20 protein-coding genes are annotated in these 22217 nt (G+C 69.9%); 15 read left to right on the plus strand and 5 right to left on the minus strand.

From position 1 onward, the window contains the following. Positions 1–69: 69 nt before the first annotated feature. Positions 70–1155 (plus strand): DUF1176 domain-containing protein, encoded by a 1086-nt coding sequence (locus tag AC0KUR_RS03040; protein ID WP_473375328.1) that lies wholly within the window; start codon positions 70–72, stop codon positions 1153–1155. Between the two features lie 269 nt (positions 1156–1424). Here AC0KUR_RS03040 and AC0KUR_RS03045 read toward each other — a convergent pair whose 3' ends face one another. Beyond that, positions 1425–2312: an IclR family transcriptional regulator gene (locus AC0KUR_RS03045; RefSeq protein WP_034188293.1), complete on the minus strand. Its 888-nt coding sequence runs from the start codon at positions 2310–2312 to the stop codon at positions 1425–1427. A 294-nt stretch (positions 2313–2606) separates the two neighbouring features. Between AC0KUR_RS03045 and AC0KUR_RS03050 the strand changes: the two genes are divergently transcribed. The 8 genes from AC0KUR_RS03050 to AC0KUR_RS03085 all read left to right on the plus strand — a co-directional run bounded on the left by AC0KUR_RS03050 (position 2607) and on the right by AC0KUR_RS03085 (position 10916). Next, positions 2607–3689 (plus strand): ABC transporter ATP-binding protein, encoded by a 1083-nt coding sequence (locus AC0KUR_RS03050; protein WP_473375329.1) that lies wholly within the window; start codon positions 2607–2609, stop codon positions 3687–3689. Next, the gene (locus AC0KUR_RS03055; protein ID WP_034188295.1) at positions 3690–4667 is read left to right on the plus strand and encodes an ABC transporter permease; all 978 of its coding nucleotides are present in this window, start codon (positions 3690–3692) and stop codon (positions 4665–4667) included. Next, positions 4664–5458, plus strand: coding sequence for an ABC transporter permease (locus AC0KUR_RS03060; RefSeq protein WP_034188296.1), 795 nt, complete (start codon positions 4664–4666; stop codon positions 5456–5458). Before AC0KUR_RS03055 ends, AC0KUR_RS03060 begins: the two co-directional genes overlap by 4 nt. Further along, entirely contained in the window at positions 5458–5790 is a 333-nt protein-coding gene (locus tag AC0KUR_RS03065) for a (2Fe-2S)-binding protein (RefSeq protein WP_367189068.1), read from the plus strand. The genes AC0KUR_RS03060 and AC0KUR_RS03065 overlap by 1 nt, the downstream gene beginning before the upstream one ends. After that, positions 5787–7226, plus strand: a complete 1440-nt coding sequence (locus AC0KUR_RS03070) for an FAD/NAD(P)-dependent oxidoreductase (protein ID WP_473375330.1) — start codon at positions 5787–5789, stop codon at positions 7224–7226. The genes AC0KUR_RS03065 and AC0KUR_RS03070 overlap by 4 nt, the downstream gene beginning before the upstream one ends. After that, positions 7219–8370: an NAD(P)/FAD-dependent oxidoreductase gene (locus AC0KUR_RS03075; protein ID WP_473375331.1), complete on the plus strand. Its 1152-nt coding sequence runs from the start codon at positions 7219–7221 to the stop codon at positions 8368–8370. The genes AC0KUR_RS03070 and AC0KUR_RS03075 overlap by 8 nt, the downstream gene beginning before the upstream one ends. Further along, entirely contained in the window at positions 8367–9413 is a 1047-nt protein-coding gene (locus tag AC0KUR_RS03080; protein WP_473375332.1) for an ABC transporter substrate-binding protein, read from the plus strand. The genes AC0KUR_RS03075 and AC0KUR_RS03080 overlap by 4 nt, the downstream gene beginning before the upstream one ends. Positions 9414–9578: 165 nt before the next feature. After that, on the plus strand, positions 9579–10916 hold the full coding sequence (locus AC0KUR_RS03085) for an MFS transporter (RefSeq protein WP_175028472.1): 1338 nt from the start codon (positions 9579–9581) through the stop codon (positions 10914–10916). Between the two features lie 11 nt (positions 10917–10927). On the opposite strand, the gene AC0KUR_RS03090 is transcribed toward AC0KUR_RS03085, so the two are convergent. Next, positions 10928–11938 (minus strand): 3-hydroxybutyryl-CoA dehydrogenase, encoded by a 1011-nt coding sequence (locus AC0KUR_RS03090; RefSeq protein ID WP_473375333.1) that lies wholly within the window; start codon positions 11936–11938, stop codon positions 10928–10930. After that, complete coding sequence (locus tag AC0KUR_RS03095; protein WP_473375334.1) at positions 11935–13041, minus strand: NAD/NADP octopine/nopaline dehydrogenase family protein; 1107 nt, start codon at positions 13039–13041, stop codon at positions 11935–11937. The genes AC0KUR_RS03090 and AC0KUR_RS03095 overlap by 4 nt, the downstream gene beginning before the upstream one ends. A 149-nt stretch (positions 13042–13190) precedes the next feature. Here AC0KUR_RS03095 and AC0KUR_RS03100 point away from each other — a divergent pair, with 149 nt between their 5' ends. Together AC0KUR_RS03100 and AC0KUR_RS03105 are read left to right on the plus strand one after the other, a co-directional pair. Beyond that, a complete protein-coding gene (locus AC0KUR_RS03100; RefSeq protein ID WP_473375335.1) occupies positions 13191–14159 on the plus strand; it encodes an AraC family transcriptional regulator in 969 nt (322 codons plus the stop codon). Beyond that, the gene (locus tag AC0KUR_RS03105; RefSeq protein ID WP_175028475.1) at positions 14156–15193 is read left to right on the plus strand and encodes a LysR family transcriptional regulator; all 1038 of its coding nucleotides are present in this window, start codon (positions 14156–14158) and stop codon (positions 15191–15193) included. The genes AC0KUR_RS03100 and AC0KUR_RS03105 overlap by 4 nt, the downstream gene beginning before the upstream one ends. A 23-nt stretch (positions 15194–15216) precedes the next feature. Here AC0KUR_RS03105 and AC0KUR_RS03110 read toward each other — a convergent pair whose 3' ends face one another. Continuing rightward, a complete protein-coding gene (locus AC0KUR_RS03110; RefSeq protein WP_473375336.1) occupies positions 15217–16335 on the minus strand; it encodes a porin in 1119 nt (372 codons plus the stop codon). A gap of 410 nt (positions 16336–16745) precedes the next feature. Here AC0KUR_RS03110 and AC0KUR_RS03115 point away from each other — a divergent pair, with 410 nt between their 5' ends. After that, positions 16746–18143, plus strand: coding sequence for a spinster family MFS transporter (locus AC0KUR_RS03115; RefSeq protein WP_473375337.1), 1398 nt, complete (start codon positions 16746–16748; stop codon positions 18141–18143). Between the two features lie 151 nt (positions 18144–18294). After that, entirely contained in the window at positions 18295–19284 is a 990-nt protein-coding gene (locus AC0KUR_RS03120) for a PDR/VanB family oxidoreductase (protein ID WP_473375338.1), read from the plus strand. A 24-nt stretch (positions 19285–19308) separates the two neighbouring features. Here the strand turns inward: AC0KUR_RS03120 and AC0KUR_RS03125 are convergent, their stop codons facing one another. Beyond that, positions 19309–20229, minus strand: a complete 921-nt coding sequence (locus AC0KUR_RS03125; protein ID WP_049030804.1) for a LysR family transcriptional regulator — start codon at positions 20227–20229, stop codon at positions 19309–19311. Positions 20230–20368: 139 nt separating this feature from the next. Here AC0KUR_RS03125 and AC0KUR_RS03130 point away from each other — a divergent pair, with 139 nt between their 5' ends. Next, positions 20369–21652 (plus strand): aromatic ring-hydroxylating oxygenase subunit alpha, encoded by a 1284-nt coding sequence (locus AC0KUR_RS03130; RefSeq protein ID WP_059559616.1) that lies wholly within the window; start codon positions 20369–20371, stop codon positions 21650–21652. After that, on the plus strand, positions 21649–22152 hold the full coding sequence (locus AC0KUR_RS03135) for an aromatic-ring-hydroxylating dioxygenase subunit beta (protein WP_049030802.1): 504 nt from the start codon (positions 21649–21651) through the stop codon (positions 22150–22152). The genes AC0KUR_RS03130 and AC0KUR_RS03135 overlap by 4 nt, the downstream gene beginning before the upstream one ends. Positions 22153–22217: the final 65 nt, after the last annotated feature.

The following is a 22217-nucleotide window of genomic DNA, read 5'->3' on the forward strand; positions in this document are numbered from 1 at the left end:
TCGGGATTTTTCATTTCCGGCGCCTCGGTTGCGCTACGATGCGCTTCATCCTCGACTCAGCGGAAAGACATGAGCACTCGATCCCTCAACGCACGCGCCGTGGTCATTGCCCTTTTCACGATCGCCGGCGCCCCGCTCGCCGCCGGCGCAACGCCGCCCCGGGAAGTCGGCGCGCCGAGCTACGACACCTACAAGTCGTGGTTGGTCGCCTGCGACAACGGCCTGACCTGCGAGGCGAAGGGTTTCGCGAGCGGCGGCGAAACCGGTGCGGACTTGCGCTTCATTCGCGCGGCCGGACCGAACGGCGCGCTCGAAGCGCGGGTGAGCGTGGCCACCGACACCCGTGACGATCTCGGCGATCTGCGGATTGACGGCGCGCCGCTGCAACTGGACGAGTCGGCCTGGCACATCAAGGTCGACCACACCAACAACATCGCAACCTTGTCGACCACGCGGCCGGCCGCCGTCGCCGCATTCGTCTCCCGGCTTCGCAACGGCGCGAAGCTCGCGCTCGGATCGGATGCAAGCACCTACATTCCGCTCGACGGCATGGTCGCCGCCCTCTTGCGCATCGACGAGCGGCAGGGGCGCGCCGGCAGCGTGACCGCATTGATCCGCAAAGGCGCGGCCCCCGCGTCGCAGGTCCCGCCCGCGCCGCCGCTGCCGGTCGTGCCGGCGCGGAAGATCGCCGCGCAGCTGTCCGCGCAGGAGGAAAAGAGCTTGATCGCGCGCACGAAACGTGTCCGGGATGCCAGCACGTGCGAAGAGAATGCGTCGAAGTATCTCGAAGAGGCGGCGTATGCGCTCGACGCCAGAACGGCGCTGGTTTTTCTTCCCTGCATTCAAGGCGCGTACCAGGGATCGTCGGACGTGTTCATCGCCCCGCGCACGGGTGGCGGAGCGCCGGAGCCCGTCAAGCTGAGCGATGCCGAGGGCGGCGCGTCGGACGCCTTGCTGTTCGAACCGAACTTCGATCCCGCTACCGGCACCCTGTCGACTTTCGGCAAAGGACGCGGGCTGACCGATTGCGGGTTTCGGGCCGAATGGATCTGGGATGGCCAGGCCTTTCGCATGTCGTCCGCGGCCCGGCAGGAGACGTGCGGCGGTGTCGCGCCCGGCGACTGGCCCACGCTCTATCGGTCGCGAAGGCAGTAACGCCACGCTCGCCCGCGACGACGCGCGGCCGCCGACCATCGTCGTGCATACGTCGGCCGCGTTCGCGGAACACGTCACGCGATAGACAGGCATGTTCATCGGCATCATGCGCGGCCGGAACAGGTCGACGAGGACAATCGTCGACGAACCCGCACAGCGTCACCGTCGACTGCGCGTGCGCGGCACCGGCCCGCTGGGTAACGCACGCTTTGATCGGACGTGAATGGCGCGCGTCGGCAAGCCGACGAAACGGCGACGCGCGACGTGCGTTAGACGGTTTTCCCCGACAGCCCGTGCATCGGCCGCCGCAACGCGGCGTCGAACGGATTGGTACGCGGGCCGATCGCGTCGGCCTGGCGCCGCAGCAGTTCGACGACCATCGGCATGCGGTCGTCGCCGAGGCGCGACGCGAGCGTGCCGACGCTCAACGCGCCGACCGGATAACCGGTGCGATCGAGGATCGGCACCGCGACGCCAGCCATCCCGTCGAGCACGCCGCTGTTGCGGCCCGCGTAGCCGAGTTGCCGCACGCGTTCGATCTCGGTGCGCAGGTACACCTCGTCGAGCACGCCGTAGCCGCGAATGCGCGGCACGTTGAAGCGGATCACTTCCTCGCGTTCGGCTTCGGGCAGGAACGCGAGGATCGCGAGGCTGCCCTGCCCGACGCCGAGCGCGATGCGTCCGCCGATGTCGCCGGTAAACGAGCGGATCGGAAACGGCCCTTCGCACAGGTCGAGACACACGGCGTCGAAGCCGCTCTTCACGAGCAGGAAGATGGTCTCGCCGAGGCTCGCGCACAGCCTCAGCAGCGCGGGACGGCACAGCGTGCGCATGCTGCTCGGGTTGCCGGCCTGCGCGGCGAGCGCGAAGAAGTCGACGCTCAGCCGGTACAGCTTCGACTGCTCGTCCTGTTCGACCATCCCTTCGGCGATCAGCGATTGCAGGATCCGGTGCGCGGTGCCCTGCGTGAGCCCGACGGCCTTCGCCAGATGCGTGACGCGCACGCCATCCTGCTGCATGCCGGCCAGCGCGCGCAGGATCGCGAACGCGCGCTGCAGCATGCCGGTGCCCGGCGCGCCGGCCGCATCGGCGGTGTCCACGTCCGGGCGCGGCGCGCGTGCGGCCGGCGACGTTCCGGTCGAATGGGGTTCCTGCATGCCGGCTCTCCTCGATGATTTCACTGAACGGAATACGGTAGCCGTCATTGTCGTCCCGCCGAAATTCCACGGGCATCCGGGTGTGCACGGGATTGACGCGCGCGTTTCGCGGCTCGGCCACACGTCACCCAACGGAACGATTCGCACGCGATTTCGCCATCCGTTCCACTCATCGGAATTTTTCCGAAATTCCTCCCGTTCAGCAGAATTCGAAATTGACGCGCCGAAATATGGCTGGCTAGAGTCCGCGACATCGGTACACCGGCCACGCGGTGTGCGAACCCGGAGCTTCCCATGTCGTTTCTCACGCTTACGGACCTGACGAAAACCTTTGGCGAACTCACCGCCGTCGCCGACGTCAACCTGTCGGTCGAACAAGGCGAGTTCGTGTCGCTGCTCGGCCCGTCCGGCTGCGGCAAGACCACCACGCTGCAGATGATCGCGGGCTTCGTCGACGTCACGCGCGGCCGCATCGCGCTCGACGGGCAGGACATCACGCACCTGAAGCCGAACCGGCGCGGGCTCGGCATCGTGTTCCAGAGTTATGCGCTGTTTCCGCACATGAGCGTCGCGGAGAACGTCGGCTTCGGCCTCGACATGCGCGGCGTCGACAAGGCCGAGCGCGCCGAACGCATCCGTGCGGCGCTCGCGCTCGTGCGTCTCGACACGCTCGCGCACCGCTTCCCGCGCGAGCTGTCGGGCGGCCAGCGGCAACGCGTCGCGATCGCGCGCGCGGTCGTGATCGAGCCGCCGGTGCTGCTGCTCGACGAACCGATGTCGAACCTCGACGCGAAGCTGCGCGAGGACATGCAGTTCGAGCTGCGCGCGATCCAGCGCAAGATCGGCACGACGACGATCATGGTCACGCACGATCAGTCGGAAGCGCTGTCGATCAGCGATCGCGTGGTCGTGATGGAAGCCGGCCGCATCACGCAGACCGATACGCCGTACCGCGCGTACGAGCGCCCGGAAAACCGCTTCGTGTCGCAGTTCATCGGCAAGGCGAACCTGCTGCCCGGCACGATCGTCGCGCACGACGGCGACGCCATGCGCATCGACCTCGGGCACGACCTCGCCGAGACGGGCCGCACCGCGCACCTGCCGCCGCGCGAGCGCGACATGCGCGTCGGCGATGCGGTGTCGGTCTGCATCCGTCCCGAGAAGCTGCGGCTGTGCGCGCCCGATGCGGGCCGCTTCGCCGCGACCGTCACGAGCCGCTTCTTCCTCGGCAGCCAGTGGCTGTACCGCGTCGACAGCGCGCTCGGCGAAGTGCTCGTGTGCTGCAAGAACGAAGGCGCGGAGCCGCTTTCGGAAGGCGCGCCGGTCGGGATCGACTGGCACAGCGACGCGGTGCGCGTGATGCGCCGGGAGGCCTGAATGGGACAGCCTGTCCGCCCGCTCCCGACCGACGGCGCACCGGCCGCGCTCGCGGCCGCGGTTTCCGCCGACGCCGTACCGGCACGCGCCGCCGCCGCGCACGCGATGCGCGCGACCTGGCGCGCACATGCGCCGCTGTGGCTGATGTGCGCGCCCGCGTTCGTGCTGTTCGCCGCGCTCGTGCTCGTGCCGCTCGCGATGACGTTCGTACTGACCTTCTACCGCTTCGACCCGGCCACCGGCCCGATCGCCGCGTTCCAGTTCGGCAACTACGCGGACGTGCTCGGCTCGTCGTACTTCCACACGATCTTCGCGCGCACGTTCGGCATCGCCGCGCTGACGACCGCGATCTGCGTCGCGATCGGCACGCCGGAAGCATACGTGCTGTCGAAAATGCGCGACCCGTGGCGCTCGCTGTTCCTGCTCGCGATCCTCGCGCCGCTGCTGGTGTCGGTGGTCGTGCGCGCGTTCGGCTGGAGCATGCTGCTGAACACGAGCGGGCTCGTGAACCAGGCGCTCGGGCTCGCCGGCCTCGGGCCGTACAAGCTCGAATACACGACCTTCGCGATCGTGATCGCGCTGGTGCACGTGATGCTGCCGTTCATGGTGATTCCCGTGTGGACCGCGCTGCAGCGGCTCGATCCGCAGACCGAGCACGCGGCGCTGTCGCTCGGCGCATCGCCGTTCACGACGCTGCGCCGCATCGTGCTGCCGCAACTGATGCCGGGCGTGCTGTCGGGCAGCCTGATGGTGTTCGGGCTGTCGGCGAGCGCGTTCGCGATCCCCGGCCTGCTCGGCGGACGCCGGCTGAAGGTCGCGGCCACGGCCGTCTACGACGAATTCCTCGGCTCGCTGAACTGGCCGCTCGGCGCGACGATCGCGGTGCTGCTGCTGGTCGCGAACCTCGTCGTGATGCTCACTTACTACCGCGTGCTCGAACGCCGCTACGCGCGCAGCCTCGGAGGCGCATCGCGATGAGAAAGAACGGCCCCGTTGCCCTCGCCTTCCACACGCTCGTGATCCTGTTCGTGCTCGCGCCGCTCGTGATCGTCGTGCTCGTCGCGTTCACGCCAGACGAAACGCTGACGCTGCCGACCCGCGGGCTGTCGCTGCGCTGGTTCCGCGCGATCCTCGACTATCCCGACTTCGTCACCGCGTTCCTCAACAGCGTGAAGCTCGCGTTCGCGTCGGCCACGCTGTCGCTCGCGATCGCGCTGCCGGCGGGCCTCGCCATCGGCCGCGCGGCGTTTCCCGGCCGCGCGTTCCTGAACGGGCTGCTGCTGTCGCCGCTCGTGATTCCCGGTCTCGTGCTCGGCATCGCGCTGCTGCGTTTCTTCGCGTTGATCGGCGCGACCGGCTCGTTCGCCTGGCTCGTGCTCGCGCACATGATCGTCATCACGCCGTTCGTGATGCGGCTCGTGCTCGCGTCCGTCGCGGGCCTCGACCGCAGCATCGAGCAGGCCGCGTGCTCGCTCGGCGCGGACCCGTGGACGACCTTCCGGCGCATCACGCTGCCGATGATCGTGCCCGGCATCACGGGCGGCTGGCTGCTCGCATTCATCAACAGCTTCGACGAACTGACGATGTCGATCTTCGTCACGTCGCCGCAGACGGTCACGCTGCCCGTGCGCATGTACATGTACGCGACCGAATCGATCGACCCGATGATGGCGTCGGTGTCGGCGCTCGTCATCTTCATCACCGCCGGCGCGATGCTGCTGCTCGATCGCGTGTACGGCCTGAACCGCATCCTGATCGGCCAACACTGATGACGACTTCCGTTTCCCGTTCCACCGACGGCGCACAGTTCGTGCGCCTCGCCGAACGCGAGCGCGCCACCGTCGCGTTCACGCTCGACGGCCGCCCCGCGCAGGCGCTCGCCGGCGATACCGTGCTCACCGCGATCCTCGTCGCGCAGCGCCGCGTGCGCGTGAGCGAATTCAGCGGCCAGCCGCGCGCGGGCTTCTGCCTGATCGGCGCGTGCCAGGACTGCTGGGTGCGCACCGAAGCCGGCGCGCGCGTGCGCGCATGCTCGACGCCGATCGCCGACGGCATGCGGATTGTCACGGCCGCCGGGCCCGCGAGCGGAGACGCATCGTGAGCGCCGGGCTGCAACCGGTGATCGTCGGCGCCGGGCCGGCCGGCGTGCGCGCGGCCGAAGCGCTGGTCGACGCGGGGCTGCGCCCCGTCGTGATCGACGAAAACGCGCGCTGGGGCGGGCAGATCTACCGGCAACCGCCGGCCGGCGGCGCATTCACGCGCGGCAAGCGCGCGCTGTACGGTTTCGAGGCGGCCAAGGCCGACGCCGTGCACCGGACGATGGCCGCGCTGCTGCCGCAGGTCGACTACCGGCCGAATACGCTCGCGTGGTCGTGCGGCGCGGGCCGCGTCGACACGCTGCAGGACGGCCACGAAGTGACGGTGCCGTACTCGCACCTGATCGTCGCGAGCGGCGCGACCGACCGCCTGCTGCCCGTGCCGGGCTGGACGCTCGCGGGCGTGTATACGCTCGGCGGCGCACAGGTGGCGCTGAAGGCGCAGGGCTGCGCGATCGGCCGGCGCATCGTGTTCGCGGGCACGGGCCCGCTACTTTACCTCGTCGCCTACCAGTATGCGAAGGCCGGCGCGCAGGTCGCGGCCGTACTCGACACGAGCCCGCGGCGCCGCCAGGCCGCCGCCGCGCCCGCGCTGCTGCGCGTGCCGTGGACCTTCGCGAAGGGGCTCTATTACATCGGCTGGCTGCGCGCGCGGGGCGTCGCGATCGAAACGGGCGTCACGCTCGAGCGCGTGCTCGGCGACCGGCATGTGACGGGACTGGCGTGGCGCGCCGCCGGTGACGGCGACGGCGTCCCGCCGCGCCGGCTCGACTGCGACGCGCTCGGCCTCGGCTTCGGCCTGCGGTCCGAAACGCAGCTCGCCGATCTCGCCGGCTGCCGGTTCGGGTTCGACCCGCTCAATCGTGCGTGGCTGCCCGAGCGCGACGCGGCCGGCCGCACGTCGGTGCGCGACCTGTACGTCGCCGGCGACGGCGCGGGCATCGCGGGTGCCGACGCGGCCGAAGCATCGGGCCGGCGGGCGGCGCTCGCATTGCTCGACGACGCCGGCATCGCGTCGCCGTCGTTATCCGGCAAACCCGACGCGGCAACGCTCGAACGCACGCTCGCACGCATCGGCGCATTCCGCGCGGGCCTCGAAACGGCGTTCGCGCCGCCGGTCGAGCTGGCCGCGCACTGCCCCGACGACACGATCGTGTGCCGCTGCGAGGAGATCGACGCCGGCACGCTGCGGCGCTGCGTCCGCGACGGCGCGGCGACCGAACTGAACCGGCTGAAGGCGCTGACGCGCGTCGGCATGGGCCGCTGCCAGGGCCGCATGTGCGGCGACGCCGCCGCGCTCGTGCTGGCCGCCGCAACCGCGCGCCCGCTCGCCGACGTCGGCCGGTTGCGTGCGCAACCGCCCGTGAAGCCGTTCCCGATCTCGGCCGCGCTCACGGGCGACGATGTCGCGGCGATTCCCGACGAGGCGCGCGATGAGTGAGCGCCCGCATTACGACGTCGCGATCGTCGGCGGCGGCCTCGTCGGCGCGTCGGCCGCCCTCGCGCTGACGCGCCGCGGCTTGCGCACCGGGCTGTTCGAACGGCGCGATTGCGGCGCGCAGGCGAGCGGCGTGAACTACGGCGGCGTGCGCTGCCAGGGCCGGCCGGCCGAGCAACTGCCGCTCGCGCTGCGTGCGCGGCGCATCTGGGACCGCCTGCCCGAACTGATCGGCATCGACGGCGAATTCGTCGTGTCGGGCCATCTGCGGCTCGCGCGCAGCGACGCCGATCTCGACGCGCTCGACGCGTACGCCGCGCTCGCCGGCGAACACGGCTTGCCGCTGCAGGTGATGCGCGGCGACGCATTCCGCCGCCGCTACCCGTGGCTCGGCCGCGCGGCGCTCGGCGGCTCGCTATGCGAAACCGACGGCCATGCGAACCCGCGCCTCGTGTCGCCCGCGTTCGCGCGCGCGGCCCGCGCGGCGGGCGCGGACGTGTTCGAGCACACGCCCGTCGACGACGTGCACCACGACGGCACGCGCTTTCACTTTCAGGTCGGCGGCCGCGCATGTACCGCGACGTGGCTGATCAACTCGGCCGGCGCGTGGGCGAACACGATCGCCGAACGCTTCGGCGAAGCCGTGCCGATGGAGCCGATCTACCCGAACATGTGGGTGACCGAACCGCTGCCGCCGTTCATCACGCACAACCTCGGCGTATACGGCGGCGGCGTGTACGCGCGGCAGGTCGCGCGCGGCAACTGCGTGATCGGCGGCGGGCGCGGCCGCGGCGACGGCGAATTCGGCCAGCCGTCGGTCGATACGACGCGCGCCGTGATGCGCGACGCATGCGCGCTGCTGCCCGCGCTGCGCGATGCGCTGCTGATCCGCACCTGGAGCGGCGTCGAAGGCTGCACGCCCGACCACAACCCGATCATCGGCGCGAGCCGCACGACCCCGCGCCTGCTGCATGCGTTCGGCTTTTCCGGCGGCGGCTTCCTGCTCGCGCCGGGCGTCGGCGACGTGCTCGCCGACCTCGTCACGACCGGCGAAACCGCCACGCCACTCGATGCATTCTCGATCGGCCGATTCGCACCGCAAACCGCGCCGACCGCCCCTTTCCGTCAAGAGGAGACCCACAAATGAAACTGCTCGGAACGATCGCGGCGGCCGCCGCCCTCTGCCTCGCGGGCGCAGGCGCGCCCGCGTTCGCGCAAACGAAGACGATCTACGTCGGCATGAACGGCGGGCCGATGGAGAAGGCCTATACGAGCCAGGTGCTGCCCGACTTCGAGAAAGCGAACAACGTGAAGGTGGTCGTCGTGCCCGGCACGTCGTCGGACGTGCTCGCGAAGTTGCTCGCGAACCGCAACAAGCCGCAGATCCACGTCGCGTTCCTCGACGACGGCGTGATGGCGCGCGCGGTCAGCCTCGGCGTGTGCCAGAAGCTCGACGATTCGCCGGTGCTGAAGGAGCTGTATCCGTTCGCGCGGATGAAGGACGACGTCGGCGCGGGCGTGCAGCTCGGGATGACCGGCATCGCGTACAACCGGAAACTGTTCACGGAGAAAGGCTGGGCGCCGCCGACGTCGTGGATGGACTTCGCCGACCCGAAATACAAGGGCAAGGTCGTGTTCCAGTCGGCGTCGAGCAGCACGTTCGGGCTGCACGGCTTCCTCGCGATCAACCGGCTGCTGGGCGGCAACGAGCAGAACGTCGAGCCCGGCTTCAGCAAGTGGGCGAGCACGGTCGGGCCGAACGTCGTCGAGTACATCCCGAACTCGGCGAAGATCTCCGAGATGGTGCAGACCGGCGAAGCCGGCTTGTTCCCGCTCACGCCGACCGGCGTCGGCGACCTGCAGGACAAGGGCATTCCCGTCGCGTACGCGAACCCGAAGGAAGGCCCCGTGCTGCTGCTCGTCGACCTGTGCGTGGTCGCGAACAACCCCGATCCGCAGCTCGCGCAGAAGCTCGCGCAGTTCCTGCTGTCCGCGCCCGCGCAGACGAAGGCGTCCGAGGCCGGCAAACAGATCCCGACCAACCGCCTCGCGAAGATGCCTGCCGCGATGCAGCAGAGCCTCGGCAACGTCGACGATCTCGTGCGCAAGGTGACGGTGGTCGACTGGGCCGCGATCAACGCGCGCCGCGCGCAGTGGGATACGCGCTGGAACCGGCAGATCGAGCGGTAACCGGCCCCGGCGCGCGGCGGCACGGGACCGCGCGCCGCGACCATCATTTGCGGGAGTGATGACACTCCCCTTTTTCTGCGGATTTGACCGGGACGCGGCGGGCCGACAACACTAGCCCGCAGTGCTGCACGAGACGGCACGCGCCCGCCCCCTTCAGAGTCCGCCATGTACCCGACCGACACCGTGCAATCCCCGAGCGCCGCCCGGCCGCTCGCCGACCGGCAGCTGCGCCGGATCGTCATCGCCTCCGTCGCCGGCAACGCGATGGAGTGGTACGACTTCTTCGTGTACGGCACGGCCGCCGCGCTCGTGTTCGGCCATGTGTTCTTTCCGCCCGGCGCATCGCCGCTCGCGGGCAGCCTCGCCGCGTTCGCGGCGTTCGCGCTCGGCTTCGTCGCGCGCCCGCTCGGCGGGATCGTGTTCGGCCACGTCGGCGATCGTTACGGGCGCAAGGCGTCGCTCGTGTGGACGCTGCTGATCATGGGCGCGTCGACCTTCGCGATCGGCCTGCTGCCGACCTATGCGCAGATCGGGTTGTGGGCGCCGGCCGCGCTCGTCGTGCTGCGCCTGCTGCAGGGCATCGCGTCCGGCGGCGAATGGGGCGGCGGTGTACTGATGATCAGCGAGAATGCGCCGCCGGAGCAGCGCGGCTACTACGCGGCGTGGAGCCAGCTCGGCGTGGGCGGCGGCTTCGTCCTGTCGTCGGCCGCGTTCCTGGCCGCGCAGACGCTGCCGGACGACCTGTTCCGCACCTGGGGCTGGCGGCTGCCGTTCCTCGCGAGCATCGTCATCTTCGCGATCGGCATCTATATCCGCCGCCACCTGCCGGAAAGCCGCGACTTCGAGCAGGCCGGCCAGCGCGGCGCGCGCACGCACCTGCCGATCGTCGAGTGCATCCGCCGCCATCCGAAGGAAATCCTGCTCGCGATGGGGCTGCGCGTGGCCGAGAACGGCGGTGCGTACATCTTTCTCGCGTTCTCGCTCGTCTACGGCAAGTACCTCGGCATCCCGAACGGCGTGATGCTGACCGGCGTGATGATCGCGATGATCGTCGAGATGGGCGCGATGCTCGCGTGGGGCCGGCTGTCCGACCGGATCGGCCGCAAGCCCGTGTACCTGATCGGCGCGCTGAGCCTCGTCGCATGCGCGTTTCCGTTCTTCTGGCTGCTCGATACGCGCGCGACGCCGCTCGTCTGGCTCGCGCTGACGGTCGGCACGGCCGTGAGCCACGGCGCGATGATCGGTACGCTGCCCGCGCTCGTCGGCGAGCTGTTCAGCACCGAGGTACGCTACTCGGGCGTCGCGCTCGGGCATGAGGTCGCGTCGATCTTCGCGGGCGGGATGTCGCCGCTGATCGCCACCGCGCTGCTCGCGCGCTATCACGCGTCGTGGCCCGTGTCGCTGTTCCTCGTCGCGCTCGGCCTCGTGACCGTCGCGACCCTGTGCGTGATGCGCGAGACGCGCACCCCGCACGCCGACGGCTCACGCGGCGACGCCGCATGATCGCGCGACGGTCAGCGCCCGACGTCGCGCCGCGCGCCGTCGAACGCCGGCGCGAGCCCCAGGTGCTCGAGCAGCCGCGCGAATTCGCCGAGCCGCTGCCGCATGTACGCGGGGACGTCGACGTCCGCATAATCGTGGAAACCCGCGCCGGTACGCACGCCGTCGCGCCCGGCTTCCATGTTGCGCACGACGCTCGCGGCCGGGGCGAAGCGCGGGCCGATCTCTCCGGCCAGATACCGCGACGCGTAGTACAGGATGTCGCAGCCGCCCCAGTCGATGAATTCGAGCAGCCCGAGCACCGCGAAGCGTGGCCCGAAGCCGGTGCGGATCGCCGTGTCGATATCCTCGGCGCTGGCGACGCCCTCCTCGACCATCCGCGCGGCCTCGTTCATCGCGAGTGCCTGGATGCGCGGCACGATATAGCCGGGCGCCGGCCCGCAGATCACCGGCTTCTTGCCGACGCGTCCGAGCAGCGCGGCAAGCATGTCGACGACGGACGGGTCCGTCACATCGCTGCGGCTGATCTCGACGAGCGGCATCAGCAGCGCGGGATTGAGCCAGTGCGCGTTCAGCATCCGCGCGGGATGCGTGACATGGCGTTGCAGTTCCGTGACGACGAACGTCGATGTGGTCGACGCGATCGTTGCCCGCGCATCGACGTGCTCGCCGAGCCAGCGCAGCGCGTCGGCTTTCGCGTCCAGCACCTCGGGCAGCGCCTCGAACACGACATCGGCGTCACGCACCGCGTCCGCCGCGCCGTCGCGCGAGACGAGCGCGATGCGCGCGACGACCGCTTCGGCCTGCGCGGCATCGATGCCGCCGAGCGCGACCTGCGCGTGCAGCGGCCCGGCGATCCCGTCGCGCGTGCGCTCGCCGAACGCGCGCCAGCCGGCCGCATCGCGTCGCTTGAAGTCGATCAGCGTCACGTCGAGGCCCGTGTATGCGAACACGAGCGCGATCCCCTGCCCCATGCGCCCCGCGCCGAGCACGTGGATGCGCGTCACATCGGCGGCCGCCTTCATGCCGCGTATCCGTTGCCGAGCAGCGCGCGCAGCGCGTCGTTCGACAGCGCGGCCAGCCCGAGCCGCTCCAGCGTGCGGCCTTCCGCATACAGGTCGCGCTCCGCGACCGCGCTCGCGATGCTCAGCAGCCCCTGCGCGACCGGCGTCGGCACGCCGGCCCGGCGCCCGCACGACACGACGAACGACAGCCCGAGCCGGATGTCCTCGAGCATGTAGCGATGCGTGCGCAGATCGATCTTCTCGCGCCAGTCGCCGCTCTCGGTCAGCTTGCCGTGCGCGCCGCGCCCGTACATCCACTCGTCCCCTTCGGCCGCGTAGTGATCCGCGAGCGGGAAATGCGGCGCGCGGTAACCGAGCGCTTCGCGCACCGCGATGCGCTCGGCGTCGAGCGCGTTCGTCACGCGGCGGATCGACGGCTGCGTGCCCTCGTTGTGGATGTCCCACGCGTCGAAGTGCTCGAGCGGCCCGGCGTTCATCAGGATCAACGGCGGATGGATCACCGGGCCTGCGTTCATCAGCGCGCCGGACAACGCATCCTCGACCGGCTCGACCGACGGATAGCCCGCGCGCAGCACGTCGAACGCCCAGCCGGCCGCGCTCGCCGGCAACACGCCGGTCGGCAGGCGCGTCGCATAGGCGCTGATCACCACCTCGTTGTCGCCATGCTTGCGCACGAGATACGGCAGCGTGCCCGTTTCGGCGAACGCGACGCGCGAACGGTTGCCGGCATCGGCCGCCGCGCGCGCGAACACGAAGCTGCCGAACGTGCCCGGCGGCAGGAACACGACCTGGCCGTCCGCCAGCAGCGGCGCGACCTGCGCGGCGAGTGCATCGTGCGACGTGGACGGCAGCGGCACCACGACGAGCCGCGCGCCGCGCAGTGCGGCCGCGAGATCGTCGGTCAGGCGGATCGCGCCGGGCGCATCGCCGAGCGTCACCGCGCGCTTGCCGCGATAGTCGGTCACGTTCAGCACGCCAAGCTCGCGCAGCCGCGCGTGCGGCTCCCGGTCGCGCCGCCACCACGTCACGTCGTGGCCCTTCTCGAGCAGGTCGATGGCCGCCGCATGGCAGCCGTGGCCGCCGCCCAGAACACATACCTTCATTGCCGTCTCCCGGTGATTGAGTGTTTCCGAGACTACGCGGCGGCCCGCGCCGCGTCGCTTCAAAACGCGCAACGACACGCCCGTTCGCGCAACGCAATCGCGGCGCCGCGCATCCCGCCGCGCCCCGGCATCCGCCACGAGGTCTACGAATGGACATCGCCCTTTCCCGCCATGCGCCGAACCGGCTGGGCACGCTGCAGGCGCCCGACGACGTCGAACGCGCGGTCGCGCACCGGCTCGGGCCGCACCGGATGGCCGCGTGCGGCCGCGATCCGTTTCATGCGGAGCTGTACGAAGTGCCGCTGCACCACGGCGCGCTGCTTGAACTCTGCTACGGCCGCGAAACGCACATCGAGTTCGGCGACGACGCCGATCATTTCCTGTTCAGGCTGACGCTCGCCGGCGCGTGCGAGCTGCGGGCCGGCAATGTCGTTGCGCGCGCGGGCCCCGGCGAGCTGACGGTGTCGTCGCCCGCGCGCGCGAGCCGCCTGCGCACGAGCCCCGATTGCCGCAATCTCGTGCTGCGCCTCGAGCGCGGCGCGCTCGAACGCAAGCTGCAGGACATGTTGCAGACGTCACTCACGCGGCCGCTGCAGTTCGCGCTCGCGAGCGGCGACACGGGCGCCGCGCTCGTCTTGCCCACCTTCGAATACCTGTGCCGGCTGGGCGCCCGGCCGGGCATCGGCACCGCGTCGCCCGTATTCGGCGCGGACCTCACCGCGTGGCTGATGTCGCTGCTGCTCACGCACCTGCCGCATGCGTACAGCGACGCGCTCGCGCACCGTACACCGCCGCTGCCGGCATACGTGCGCCGCGCGTGCGACCACGTCGATGCGCATCTCGGCGAGCCGCTCGCGCTCGCCGCGCTGGCGGCCGTCGCGGGCGTCGCCCCGCGCACGCTGCAGCACGCGTTCCGCGCGTTCCTGGACACCACCCCCGCCGCGTACGTGCGCGAACGCCGGCTCACGGCCGTACACGCGGCGCTGCAACGCGGCGACGCGCGCAGCGTGACCGACGTGCTGATCGCGCACGGCGTCCACGGTTTCGGCCATTTCGCGAAGGCCTATGCGCGGCGTTACGGCCATGCGCCTTCCGTTACCGCGAGGCAGACACGATGATGCACGCCGCAACCGGCCGCCCGCTGACGCCGGCCCGCCCCGAACCTTCATCGCACGACGCCGACTCGCCCGACGGCTTGCGCGTGCAGGATCTCGATCTCAACCTGTTGAAGACGTTTCGCGCGGTCTACGAGGAGCGGCACGTGGGCCGCGCGGCGCTACGGCTCGGCGTCACGCAGCCGTCGGTCAGCCATGCGCTCGGCCGGCTGCGGTTGATGTTCCGCGACGCGCTGTTCGTGCGCACCGGCACCGGCGTCGAACCGACGCCGCGCGCGCAGCGGCTCGCGATCTCGGTCGACAAGGCGCTCGCGATCCTGCAGGACGTGCTCGACGAAGGGTCGCGTTTCACGCCCGACAGCACGCAGCGCGTGTTCCGCCTGCATATGAGCGATTTCGCGGCGAGCGCGTTCCTGCCGACGCTGCTCGCCGCGTTCGACCGCCGCGCGCCGGGCGCGGTGATCGAGACGCTGCACGTCGACGAATGCCAGCTCAACGTCGCGCTCGAATCGGGGCGCATCGACTTCGCACTCGGGCATTTCGCCGACGCCTCGAGCCACTTCCAGCGCACCGCGCTGCTGCACGAGCGCTGCGTGCTGCTGATGCCGCGCCGCACCGCGCGGCGCGCCGGGCTGCCCGACGATTTCGTGCTCGACGGCGCCGCGCCCGACGCGCTGCGCTTCGTCGCGGTCACGTCGCATCCGCAGTCGATGCAACTGCTCGAACGGCACGCGCTGATGCCGCGCGTGCGCGCCGCGTTGCCCGATTTCATGGTGGTGCCCGCGCTGCTGCAGCACGGCGATTACGCGCTGATCCTGCCGGAGACGATCGCGATCACGTTCGCCGCGCGGCAGCCGTGCGCGCTGTACGAGATCGCGGGTGCCGGCGAATGGGCCGTCAACGCGTACTGGCACCGGCGCTTCGACGCGGACCCCGGCCATCGCTGGCTGCGCGCGCTGCTGCTCGAGCTGTTCAACATCGGCGAGCAGGCGCCGTTCGACGCATGGCTCGCGCCGCAGCCGCCCGCCTGCGCGTAGCGGGCGCGGCGCGGGCGAGACGCTCAGAACGCCGTAAGGATGCCCGCGACGATCGAGCTGGCGGTGGCGCCCGGCCTGGCGACCGCGACGCCGCCGCCCGCCGCGCCGTTGACGACGAAGCGCGCATGCGCGCCGTTGCGCACCATCGCGGCGCCCGTGTACAGCACCGTGCGCTTCGACAGCGGATAGTCGAACCGGATGCCGTACGAATCGGCATTGCCGTCGCTGTCCGCGACCTTCCGGTAATGGCCGACGCTCAACAGCAGCGACGCGCGCCCGATCGGCACCGTCGCGCTCAGCTCCATGATGTCGCTGTGCGGATACGCGCTCTGGCTGTCGATCGCGACCGCGACGTCGGGGCCGCCGCGATGGCGCAGGTACAGCGCGGCGACCTTCACGACATTGAAGTCGTACGAAATCGCGCCGAGCGTGTAGTTGCCGTTCGCGGCCGGGCTGGTGTCGCCGAGCGCGGAGGCCGCCACGGGGCTGAACTTCTGCTGCATGTAGTCGACGTCGACCGACAGGCCGCCGCGCACGTAGTTGATGCCCGCGCCATACGTGTCGCCGAGCGTCGCCGGCTGCCCGGCCGCGCCGTTGGTGCCGCGCGCGGCCATCGCGCGCAGCATGAAGCCCGCGTAGCGCGGCGATGTGTAGCGCATCGCGTTGCGCACGCGCAGGAACGCGGGGCCGACGAAATTGTTGGTCGCGTTGCCCCACGCGAGCCCCGCGCCGAGGCCCGGCAGGCTGTACGTGACGAGCGTCGTATGCAGGATCGTGTAAAGCTCGCCGAACTGCACGCCGCCGAACGGCCCCGTGATGCCGACCCACGCTTCGCGGCCGAACAGCGCGCTGCCGTTCGACAGCGCGCCGCTGCCCGCGTTGAAACCGTCCTCGAGCTTGAAGATCGTCGCGTAGCCGCCGCCGAGATCCTCGACGCCCTTCAGCCCCCACTGCGACGCCCACAAGTTGCCGCTGCCCATGCGCGCCACATGGTTCGGCCCGGCATTCGCGTATTCGACCGCGGTATCGATGCGGCCGTAGAGCGTCACGCTCGATTGCGCGGCGGCCGGCAGCGCGGCGCAGGCGAGCAGCGCGGCAAGCGGTACGGCAAGCCGGTCGGCCCGCCCGTTCGGTTGGTTCATCTTCGTCGTCCCGTAGAAGTGCCGGCGGCGGTCGGCGCCGCGCCGCGTGGTGTGATGCGCGTTCGCCGCCAACGGCCAACGCTGCCGATCAAAAACGGGCCGAGTCTAGAAACGACAATTTCGGATGTCGACGCAATGCGCGCCATAACGCTTATAGATGCGCCGCATGATGCGCGCGCGCCCCGCCGCACGCGTGCCGCGCGGCGGCCCGTGAGCACGGCCTCGGTGTTTTCTTTATCCGGGTCGGTAAATGTCCGTGTGGCGCCGCTGTCACTCCGCCTATGGCAGCCGAATTTGGCCGACTACGCTGCGTCTCCGATCGTGTCACCCGCACGCTTTCGCGCCGCGACGGCGCCCGGCCCGCAAGGCCGCTGCCGCGCTTTTCCACCGCCCGCTCCTGGAGAATCCGCATGTCCGCATCCCCGGCCCGCGCTGCCGACGGCAAGCGCTATACGTACGAATGGTATGTCGTCGTCATCTGCATGCTCGCGTACGTCTTTTCGTTCGTCGACCGCCAGGTCCTCGTGCTGATGATCGAGCCGATCAAGCGCGACCTGCACCTGTCCGACACGCAGTTCAGCCTGCTCAACGGCTTCGCGTTCTCGCTGTTCTACGCGGTGATGGGGCTGCCCGTCGCGTATCTCGCCGATCGTTATGCGCGCCCGCGCATCATCTCGCTCGGCATCGCGCTGTGGAGCGTCGCGACGGCCGCATGCGGGCTCAGCCAGCAGTTCGTGCAGATGTTCGTCGCGCGGATGGGCGTGGGCGTCGGCGAGGCCGCGCTGTCGCCCGGCGCGTATTCGATGCTCGCCGACTACTTCCCGAAGGAGAAGCTCGGGCGCGCGATCGCCGTGTATTCGCTCGGCTCGTTCATCGGCGGCGGCGTCGCGTTCCTGATCGGCGGCTACGTGATCGCGCTGCTCAAGCATGCGAGCGCGTTCACGCTGCCCGTCGTCGGGCAGGTGCATGCATGGCAGGTCACGTTCCTGATCGTCGGGCTGCCGGGGATCCTCGTCGCGCTGCTGTTCGCCGCGACCGTGCGCGACCCGCAGCGCAAGGGGCTCGCGCACGATCGCTCGGGCGCCGTGCGGCGCGTGTCGATGCGCGACTCGCTGCGCTTCGTCGGCACGCATCGGGCGACCTTCTCGTGCCACTACCTCGGTTTCTCGTTCTATGCGATGACGCTGTACTGCCTGCTGAGCTGGACGCCCGCGTTCTATATCCGCCGCTTCGGGATGACGGCCGTCGAGGCCGGCTACACGCTCGGCATCGTGCTGCTGGTCGCGAACACGGCCGGCGTGTTCTGCGGCGGCTGGCTCAACGACTGGCTGCTGCGGCGCGGCCGTGCCGATGCGCCGATGCGCGCGGGCGCGCTCGGCGCCGCCTGCATGGTGATTCCCGCCACGCTGTTCACGCAGCTCGACAGCCTGCCGGCGTCGCTGGCCATGCTCGTCGTCGCGATGTTCTTCGCGTCGTTCCCGATGCCGACGTCGACCGCCGCGATGCAGACGCTCGCGCCGAACCAGATGCGCGCGCAGATCTCCGCGCTGTTCCTGCTCGTGTCGAACCTGATCGCGCTCGGGATCGGCACGACCGTCGTCGCGCTGTTCACCGATCGGGTGTTCGGCGCGCCGGCCGCGGTCGGCCATTCGATGTCGATCGTCAACGTCGCGGCGGCCACGCTCGCGGCGTTGCTGCTCGCCGCCGGCTGCCGGCACTATCGCCGCAGCCTCGATCGCGAACGCGGCCAGGCAGCGGCGGCGCCGCTGCCGGCAGCCGATGCGGGCGACGCGATCGCCGTGCGGTGAGCGCCATCGCGCCAACCGACCATTATCCGCCCCACTGATTAGGACATTGCTTTTTAATCGATTTGATTTATGCGACGCCCGTCCCTATTCTCGATCGCATGACGGCGCGGTGCCTGCCGCGCCGCGCTCCTCCCACCCCACGGAATTTTCCATGCAAGCGAACCGCCACCAGGTCCGGATCGACGCGCTGATCGACGCGGCGCAGGACATCCGCTGTTTCCGGGTTTCGCGCGTCGACGGCCAGCCGTTCGACGCGTACGAACCGGGCGCCCATATCGACGTCACCGCGCCGTCCGGCATCACGCGGCAATACTCGCTGTGCGGCGACCCCGACGAGCGCGGCAGCTACCTGTTCGCGGTGAAGAAGGAAGCGCGGTCGCGCGGCGGCTCGCGTTCGCTGCACGACGACGTGGCCGTCGGCGCCGAGCTGTCGATCGGCGCGCCGCGCAACCTGTTTCGCCTGACGGACGACGCGAGCGAGCACGTGCTGATCGCGGCCGGCATCGGCATCACGCCGCTGCTGTCGATGGCGTACGCGCTGCACAAGCGCGGCGCGCACTACCAGTTGCATTACTTCGCACGCAGCCGCGAGCACGCGGCCTTTGTCGACGCGCTGTCGGCCGAGCCGTTCGCGCCGCACGTGACGTTCCACTACGGTGTCGAGCCCGATACGCTCGCGGCCGAACTCGGCCGCTGCGTCGCGCCGATCGATGCTCGTGCGCATGTCTACACGTGCGGCCCGGGGCCGTTCATGGACGCGGTCGTCGCGGCGGCCGCGACGCGCGTGCCCGACGATTCGATCCATCTCGAACGTTTCGCGGCGGAACCCGTCGCCGCCGAGGCGGGCAAGACCGGCGCCGATCCCGGTCCGGTCGACGGCTTCGAGGTACGGCTGCAACGCAGCGGACAATCGGTGCGCGTGACGCCCGACACGTCGATCGTCGACGCGCTCGCGCGCATCGGCATCGAAGTCGATACGTCATGCGGCGAAGGCGTGTGCGGCACCTGCATGGTGCCCGTCCTCGACGGCGAGCCCGATCATCGCGACCACTGCCTCAGCAAGGCCGAACGCGCGAGCAACACGGTGATCTGCTGCTGCGTGTCGCGCGCGCGCTCGGCGGTGCTGGTGCTCGATCTCTGAGATTCGACGCGCGCGTCGCGGCCGTCATGCGTCGTCGAAACGCTCGACGATCTCGGCGAGCAGCGCACGCATCCATGCGTTGCCCTCGTCCTCGTGGAAATGCTCGTGCCAGTGCATCGTCACCGGTGCGGGCGGCAGCATGACGGGCAGGTCATAGAGGCGGAACGCGTTGTCGCGGTTCAGGATCTGCGCGAGCCGCCTCGGCAGCGTCGCATAGAGATCGGTGACCGACAGCACGCTCGGCAGCGCGACGAAGTGCGGGACTTCCAGCGCGATGTTGCGGCCCACGCCCTGCGCGCGCAATGCGTCGTCGAGCGCGTGATGACTGTGCTCGACCGACTTCACGTTGACGTGCGCGGCGCGCACGAATGGCTCGAGACCCAGCGCGGCGCCGGCCGGCAACCCGCGCCGGCGGCCCGTCATGCACACGTAGGTTTCCTCGAACAGCACCTGGTGACGCGTGCGCGGCATCAGCTCCGGCAGGTTGCCGATCGCGAAATCCAGCCGGCTCGCCCGCAACGCTTCCTCGATCTCCTCCACCGGCAGCGGCTGCACGCTCAGCGTCACGCGCGGCGCGCGCTCGCGCAGCGCCCGGCAGATCGCCGGCAGGTACGCCATCTCGCCCGCATCCGACAGCGACAGCCGGAACGTGCGCGTGCTGGTGGCCGGATCGAAACGTTCCGCGTAGCGCAGCGCCACGCGCACCATGTCGAGCGCCTTGCCGACGATGCCGGCCAGCTCCAGCGCGACCGGCGTCGGCTGCATGCCCGAGCGCGTGCGCACGAACAGCGGATCGTCGAACAGCGTGCGCAGCCGGCCGAGCGAATAGCTGACGGCCGGCTGCGACAGCGCAAGCCGCTCGCCGGCCTTCGTCAGGCTGCGCTCCTCGACGATCGCCTGGAATACGCGCAACAGGTTCAGATCGAGATGATCGACCGACGTCATTGTAGCCTCCATCATTTGCCGCATTTATTGAACGGCCAATTTTAGATCAATTTGACGGATATGTAGCGGAAGACGAGACTGGGTACTCGATGCCGCGCGCGACGCGGCCCGATTTCGCAGCTCTTTCCCCACGACGACGATGAGCGACATTGCCTACCAGACGATCGACACCCGTGCGCTGCACGGTCTCGTGCAACCCGACCGCATCGCGCCCGCGATGTATCACGACCCCGCGCTGTTCGAAGCCGAGCTCGACCGCATCTTCTACCGCACCTGGATCTGGGTCGCGCACGAGAGCGAGCTGCCGAACCCCGGCGACTTCATCACGACGACGATCGGCCGCCAGCCGGTAATCGTCGTGCGCGACAGGACGGGCGAAATCAACGTGCTGCAGAACCGCTGCCGCCATCGCGGCGCGACCGTGTGCGAAGCGCACAAGGGCAACGCGAAAGGCTTCACGTGCCCGTATCACAGCTGGTCGTACGCACTCGACGGCACGCTGCGCGCGCTGCCGTACGGCGACGGCTACGAAGGCGTGTGCGAGAAGGGCGACCTGCCGCTCGTGAAGCTGCGCGTCGGCGTGTACCAGGGGCTGATCTTCGCGAGCTTCAACGACGCCGTCGAACCGCTCGAGGATTTCCTCGGCGGCGCGAAACCGTGGATCGACCTGTTCATGAAACAGGGCGCCGGTTACCCGATCAAGGCGAACGGCGAGCACAAGTTCAAGTTCAAGGGCAACTGGAAGATCCAGCTCGAGAACACCACCGATCTCTACCACTTTCCGGTCGTGCACAAGTCGTGGATGAAGTCGATCGACGACGAGACGGCCGCCGCGATCACGAGCTTCATGACGAGCGAGGACGCGTTCTGCCGCGGGCTCGGCAACGGCCACAGCCTCGCGGTGCTGATGCCCGAGCTGATCGATCTCGACGAAGACGACGGCGCGCCGCTGCCCGAGCGCTTCGCGCCGCTCGCGGCCACGCTCGCCGAACGTCACGCGCCGGACGAGGTGCGCCGGATCGTGCGCTCGCTGATGGGCGTCGGCTTCAACCTGAACCTGTTCCCGAACCTCGCGCTGTCGATGGCGTTCTTCCGCGTGCTGCGGCCGATCTCCGCGAACGAAACCGAGATTCGCCACGTCGCGCTCGCGATGGACGGCGGCCCCGACGAAGCGAACCGCGAGCGGTTGCGGATTCACGAGCACTTCCAGGGCCCGTTCGGGTTCGGCAGCCCCGACGACGCGGAAGCGTGGGAGCGCGTGCAGCGCGGCGCGCATGCGGGCCCCGACGTGCCGATCCTCGTGAACCGCGGGCTGAACCGCGAAACGACCGCCGCGAACGGCGAAAAGACCGCCCATGCGACCGACGAGACCGGCATGCGCGAGGCCTACCAGCAATGGCGCAAGATGATGGAGCAACGATGATGGACGACCGCAACGCCCTCTTTTCCGAGCAGACCTTCGCCCGCGCGGTCGAATTCGTGTGGCGCGAAGCCGAGATGCTCGACCGCCGCGACTACCGCGCCTGGCTCGACCTGTGGGAGCCCGCCGGCCACTACGTGGTGCCGATCGACCCCGATGCGACCGATTTCGCGGCGACGCTGAACTACGTGTTCGACGACCACGACATGCGCGAGAAGCGCGTGCAGCGGATGGTGTCCGGCTATTCGGCCTCGGCGACCGACGCGGCGCGCACGGTGCGCACCGTGTCGCGCTTCACGCTGGAAAGCGGCGGCGCCGACACCGTCGCGCTGAAATCGGCGCAGGTCGTCGTCGCGTACAAGCGCGGCGCCGCGACGCTGTTCGCGGCCGACGTCACGCACACGCTGCACGTCGATGCCGAAGGCGAGATGCGGATCGCGGAGAAGGTCGTGCGCCTGATCGACTCGACCGAAGCACTCAGCGCGATCGGCTTCCTGCTGTAAGCCGCGGCCGGTTCACCGCTGCAAGTGCAAAGGTGAGCCGGCAACCTTCACCTTTCCGGACCACC

Source organism: Burkholderia sp. YHN3-13, from assembly GCF_055810675.1.

Coding starts and splice junctions, on each gene's coding strand:
- AC0KUR_RS03055 (WP_034188295.1), top strand. CDS start 3,690: ATGGGACAGCCTGTCCGCCCGCTCCCGACCGACGGCGCACCGGCCGCG.
- AC0KUR_RS03065 (WP_367189068.1), top strand. CDS start 5,458: ATGACGACTTCCGTTTCCCGTTCCACCGACGGCGCACAGTTCGTGCGC.
- AC0KUR_RS03115 (WP_473375337.1), top strand. CDS start 16,746: ATGTCCGCATCCCCGGCCCGCGCTGCCGACGGCAAGCGCTATACGTAC.
- AC0KUR_RS03125 (WP_049030804.1), bottom strand. CDS start 20,229: ATGACGTCGGTCGATCATCTCGATCTGAACCTGTTGCGCGTATTCCAG.
- AC0KUR_RS03130 (WP_059559616.1), top strand. CDS start 20,369: ATGAGCGACATTGCCTACCAGACGATCGACACCCGTGCGCTGCACGGT.
- AC0KUR_RS03075 (WP_473375331.1), top strand. CDS start 7,219: ATGAGTGAGCGCCCGCATTACGACGTCGCGATCGTCGGCGGCGGCCTC.
- AC0KUR_RS03080 (WP_473375332.1), top strand. CDS start 8,367: ATGAAACTGCTCGGAACGATCGCGGCGGCCGCCGCCCTCTGCCTCGCG.
- AC0KUR_RS03120 (WP_473375338.1), top strand. CDS start 18,295: ATGCAAGCGAACCGCCACCAGGTCCGGATCGACGCGCTGATCGACGCG.
- AC0KUR_RS03135 (WP_049030802.1), top strand. CDS start 21,649: ATGATGGACGACCGCAACGCCCTCTTTTCCGAGCAGACCTTCGCCCGC.
- AC0KUR_RS03085 (WP_175028472.1), top strand. CDS start 9,579: ATGTACCCGACCGACACCGTGCAATCCCCGAGCGCCGCCCGGCCGCTC.
- AC0KUR_RS03090 (WP_473375333.1), bottom strand. CDS start 11,938: ATGAAGGCGGCCGCCGATGTGACGCGCATCCACGTGCTCGGCGCGGGG.
- AC0KUR_RS03060 (WP_034188296.1), top strand. CDS start 4,664: ATGAGAAAGAACGGCCCCGTTGCCCTCGCCTTCCACACGCTCGTGATC.
- AC0KUR_RS03045 (WP_034188293.1), bottom strand. CDS start 2,312: ATGCAGGAACCCCATTCGACCGGAACGTCGCCGGCCGCACGCGCGCCG.
- AC0KUR_RS03105 (WP_175028475.1), top strand. CDS start 14,156: ATGATGCACGCCGCAACCGGCCGCCCGCTGACGCCGGCCCGCCCCGAA.
- AC0KUR_RS03040 (WP_473375328.1), top strand. CDS start 70: ATGAGCACTCGATCCCTCAACGCACGCGCCGTGGTCATTGCCCTTTTC.
- AC0KUR_RS03050 (WP_473375329.1), top strand. CDS start 2,607: ATGTCGTTTCTCACGCTTACGGACCTGACGAAAACCTTTGGCGAACTC.
- AC0KUR_RS03100 (WP_473375335.1), top strand. CDS start 13,191: ATGGACATCGCCCTTTCCCGCCATGCGCCGAACCGGCTGGGCACGCTG.
- AC0KUR_RS03110 (WP_473375336.1), bottom strand. CDS start 16,335: ATGAACCAACCGAACGGGCGGGCCGACCGGCTTGCCGTACCGCTTGCC.
- AC0KUR_RS03095 (WP_473375334.1), bottom strand. CDS start 13,041: ATGAAGGTATGTGTTCTGGGCGGCGGCCACGGCTGCCATGCGGCGGCC.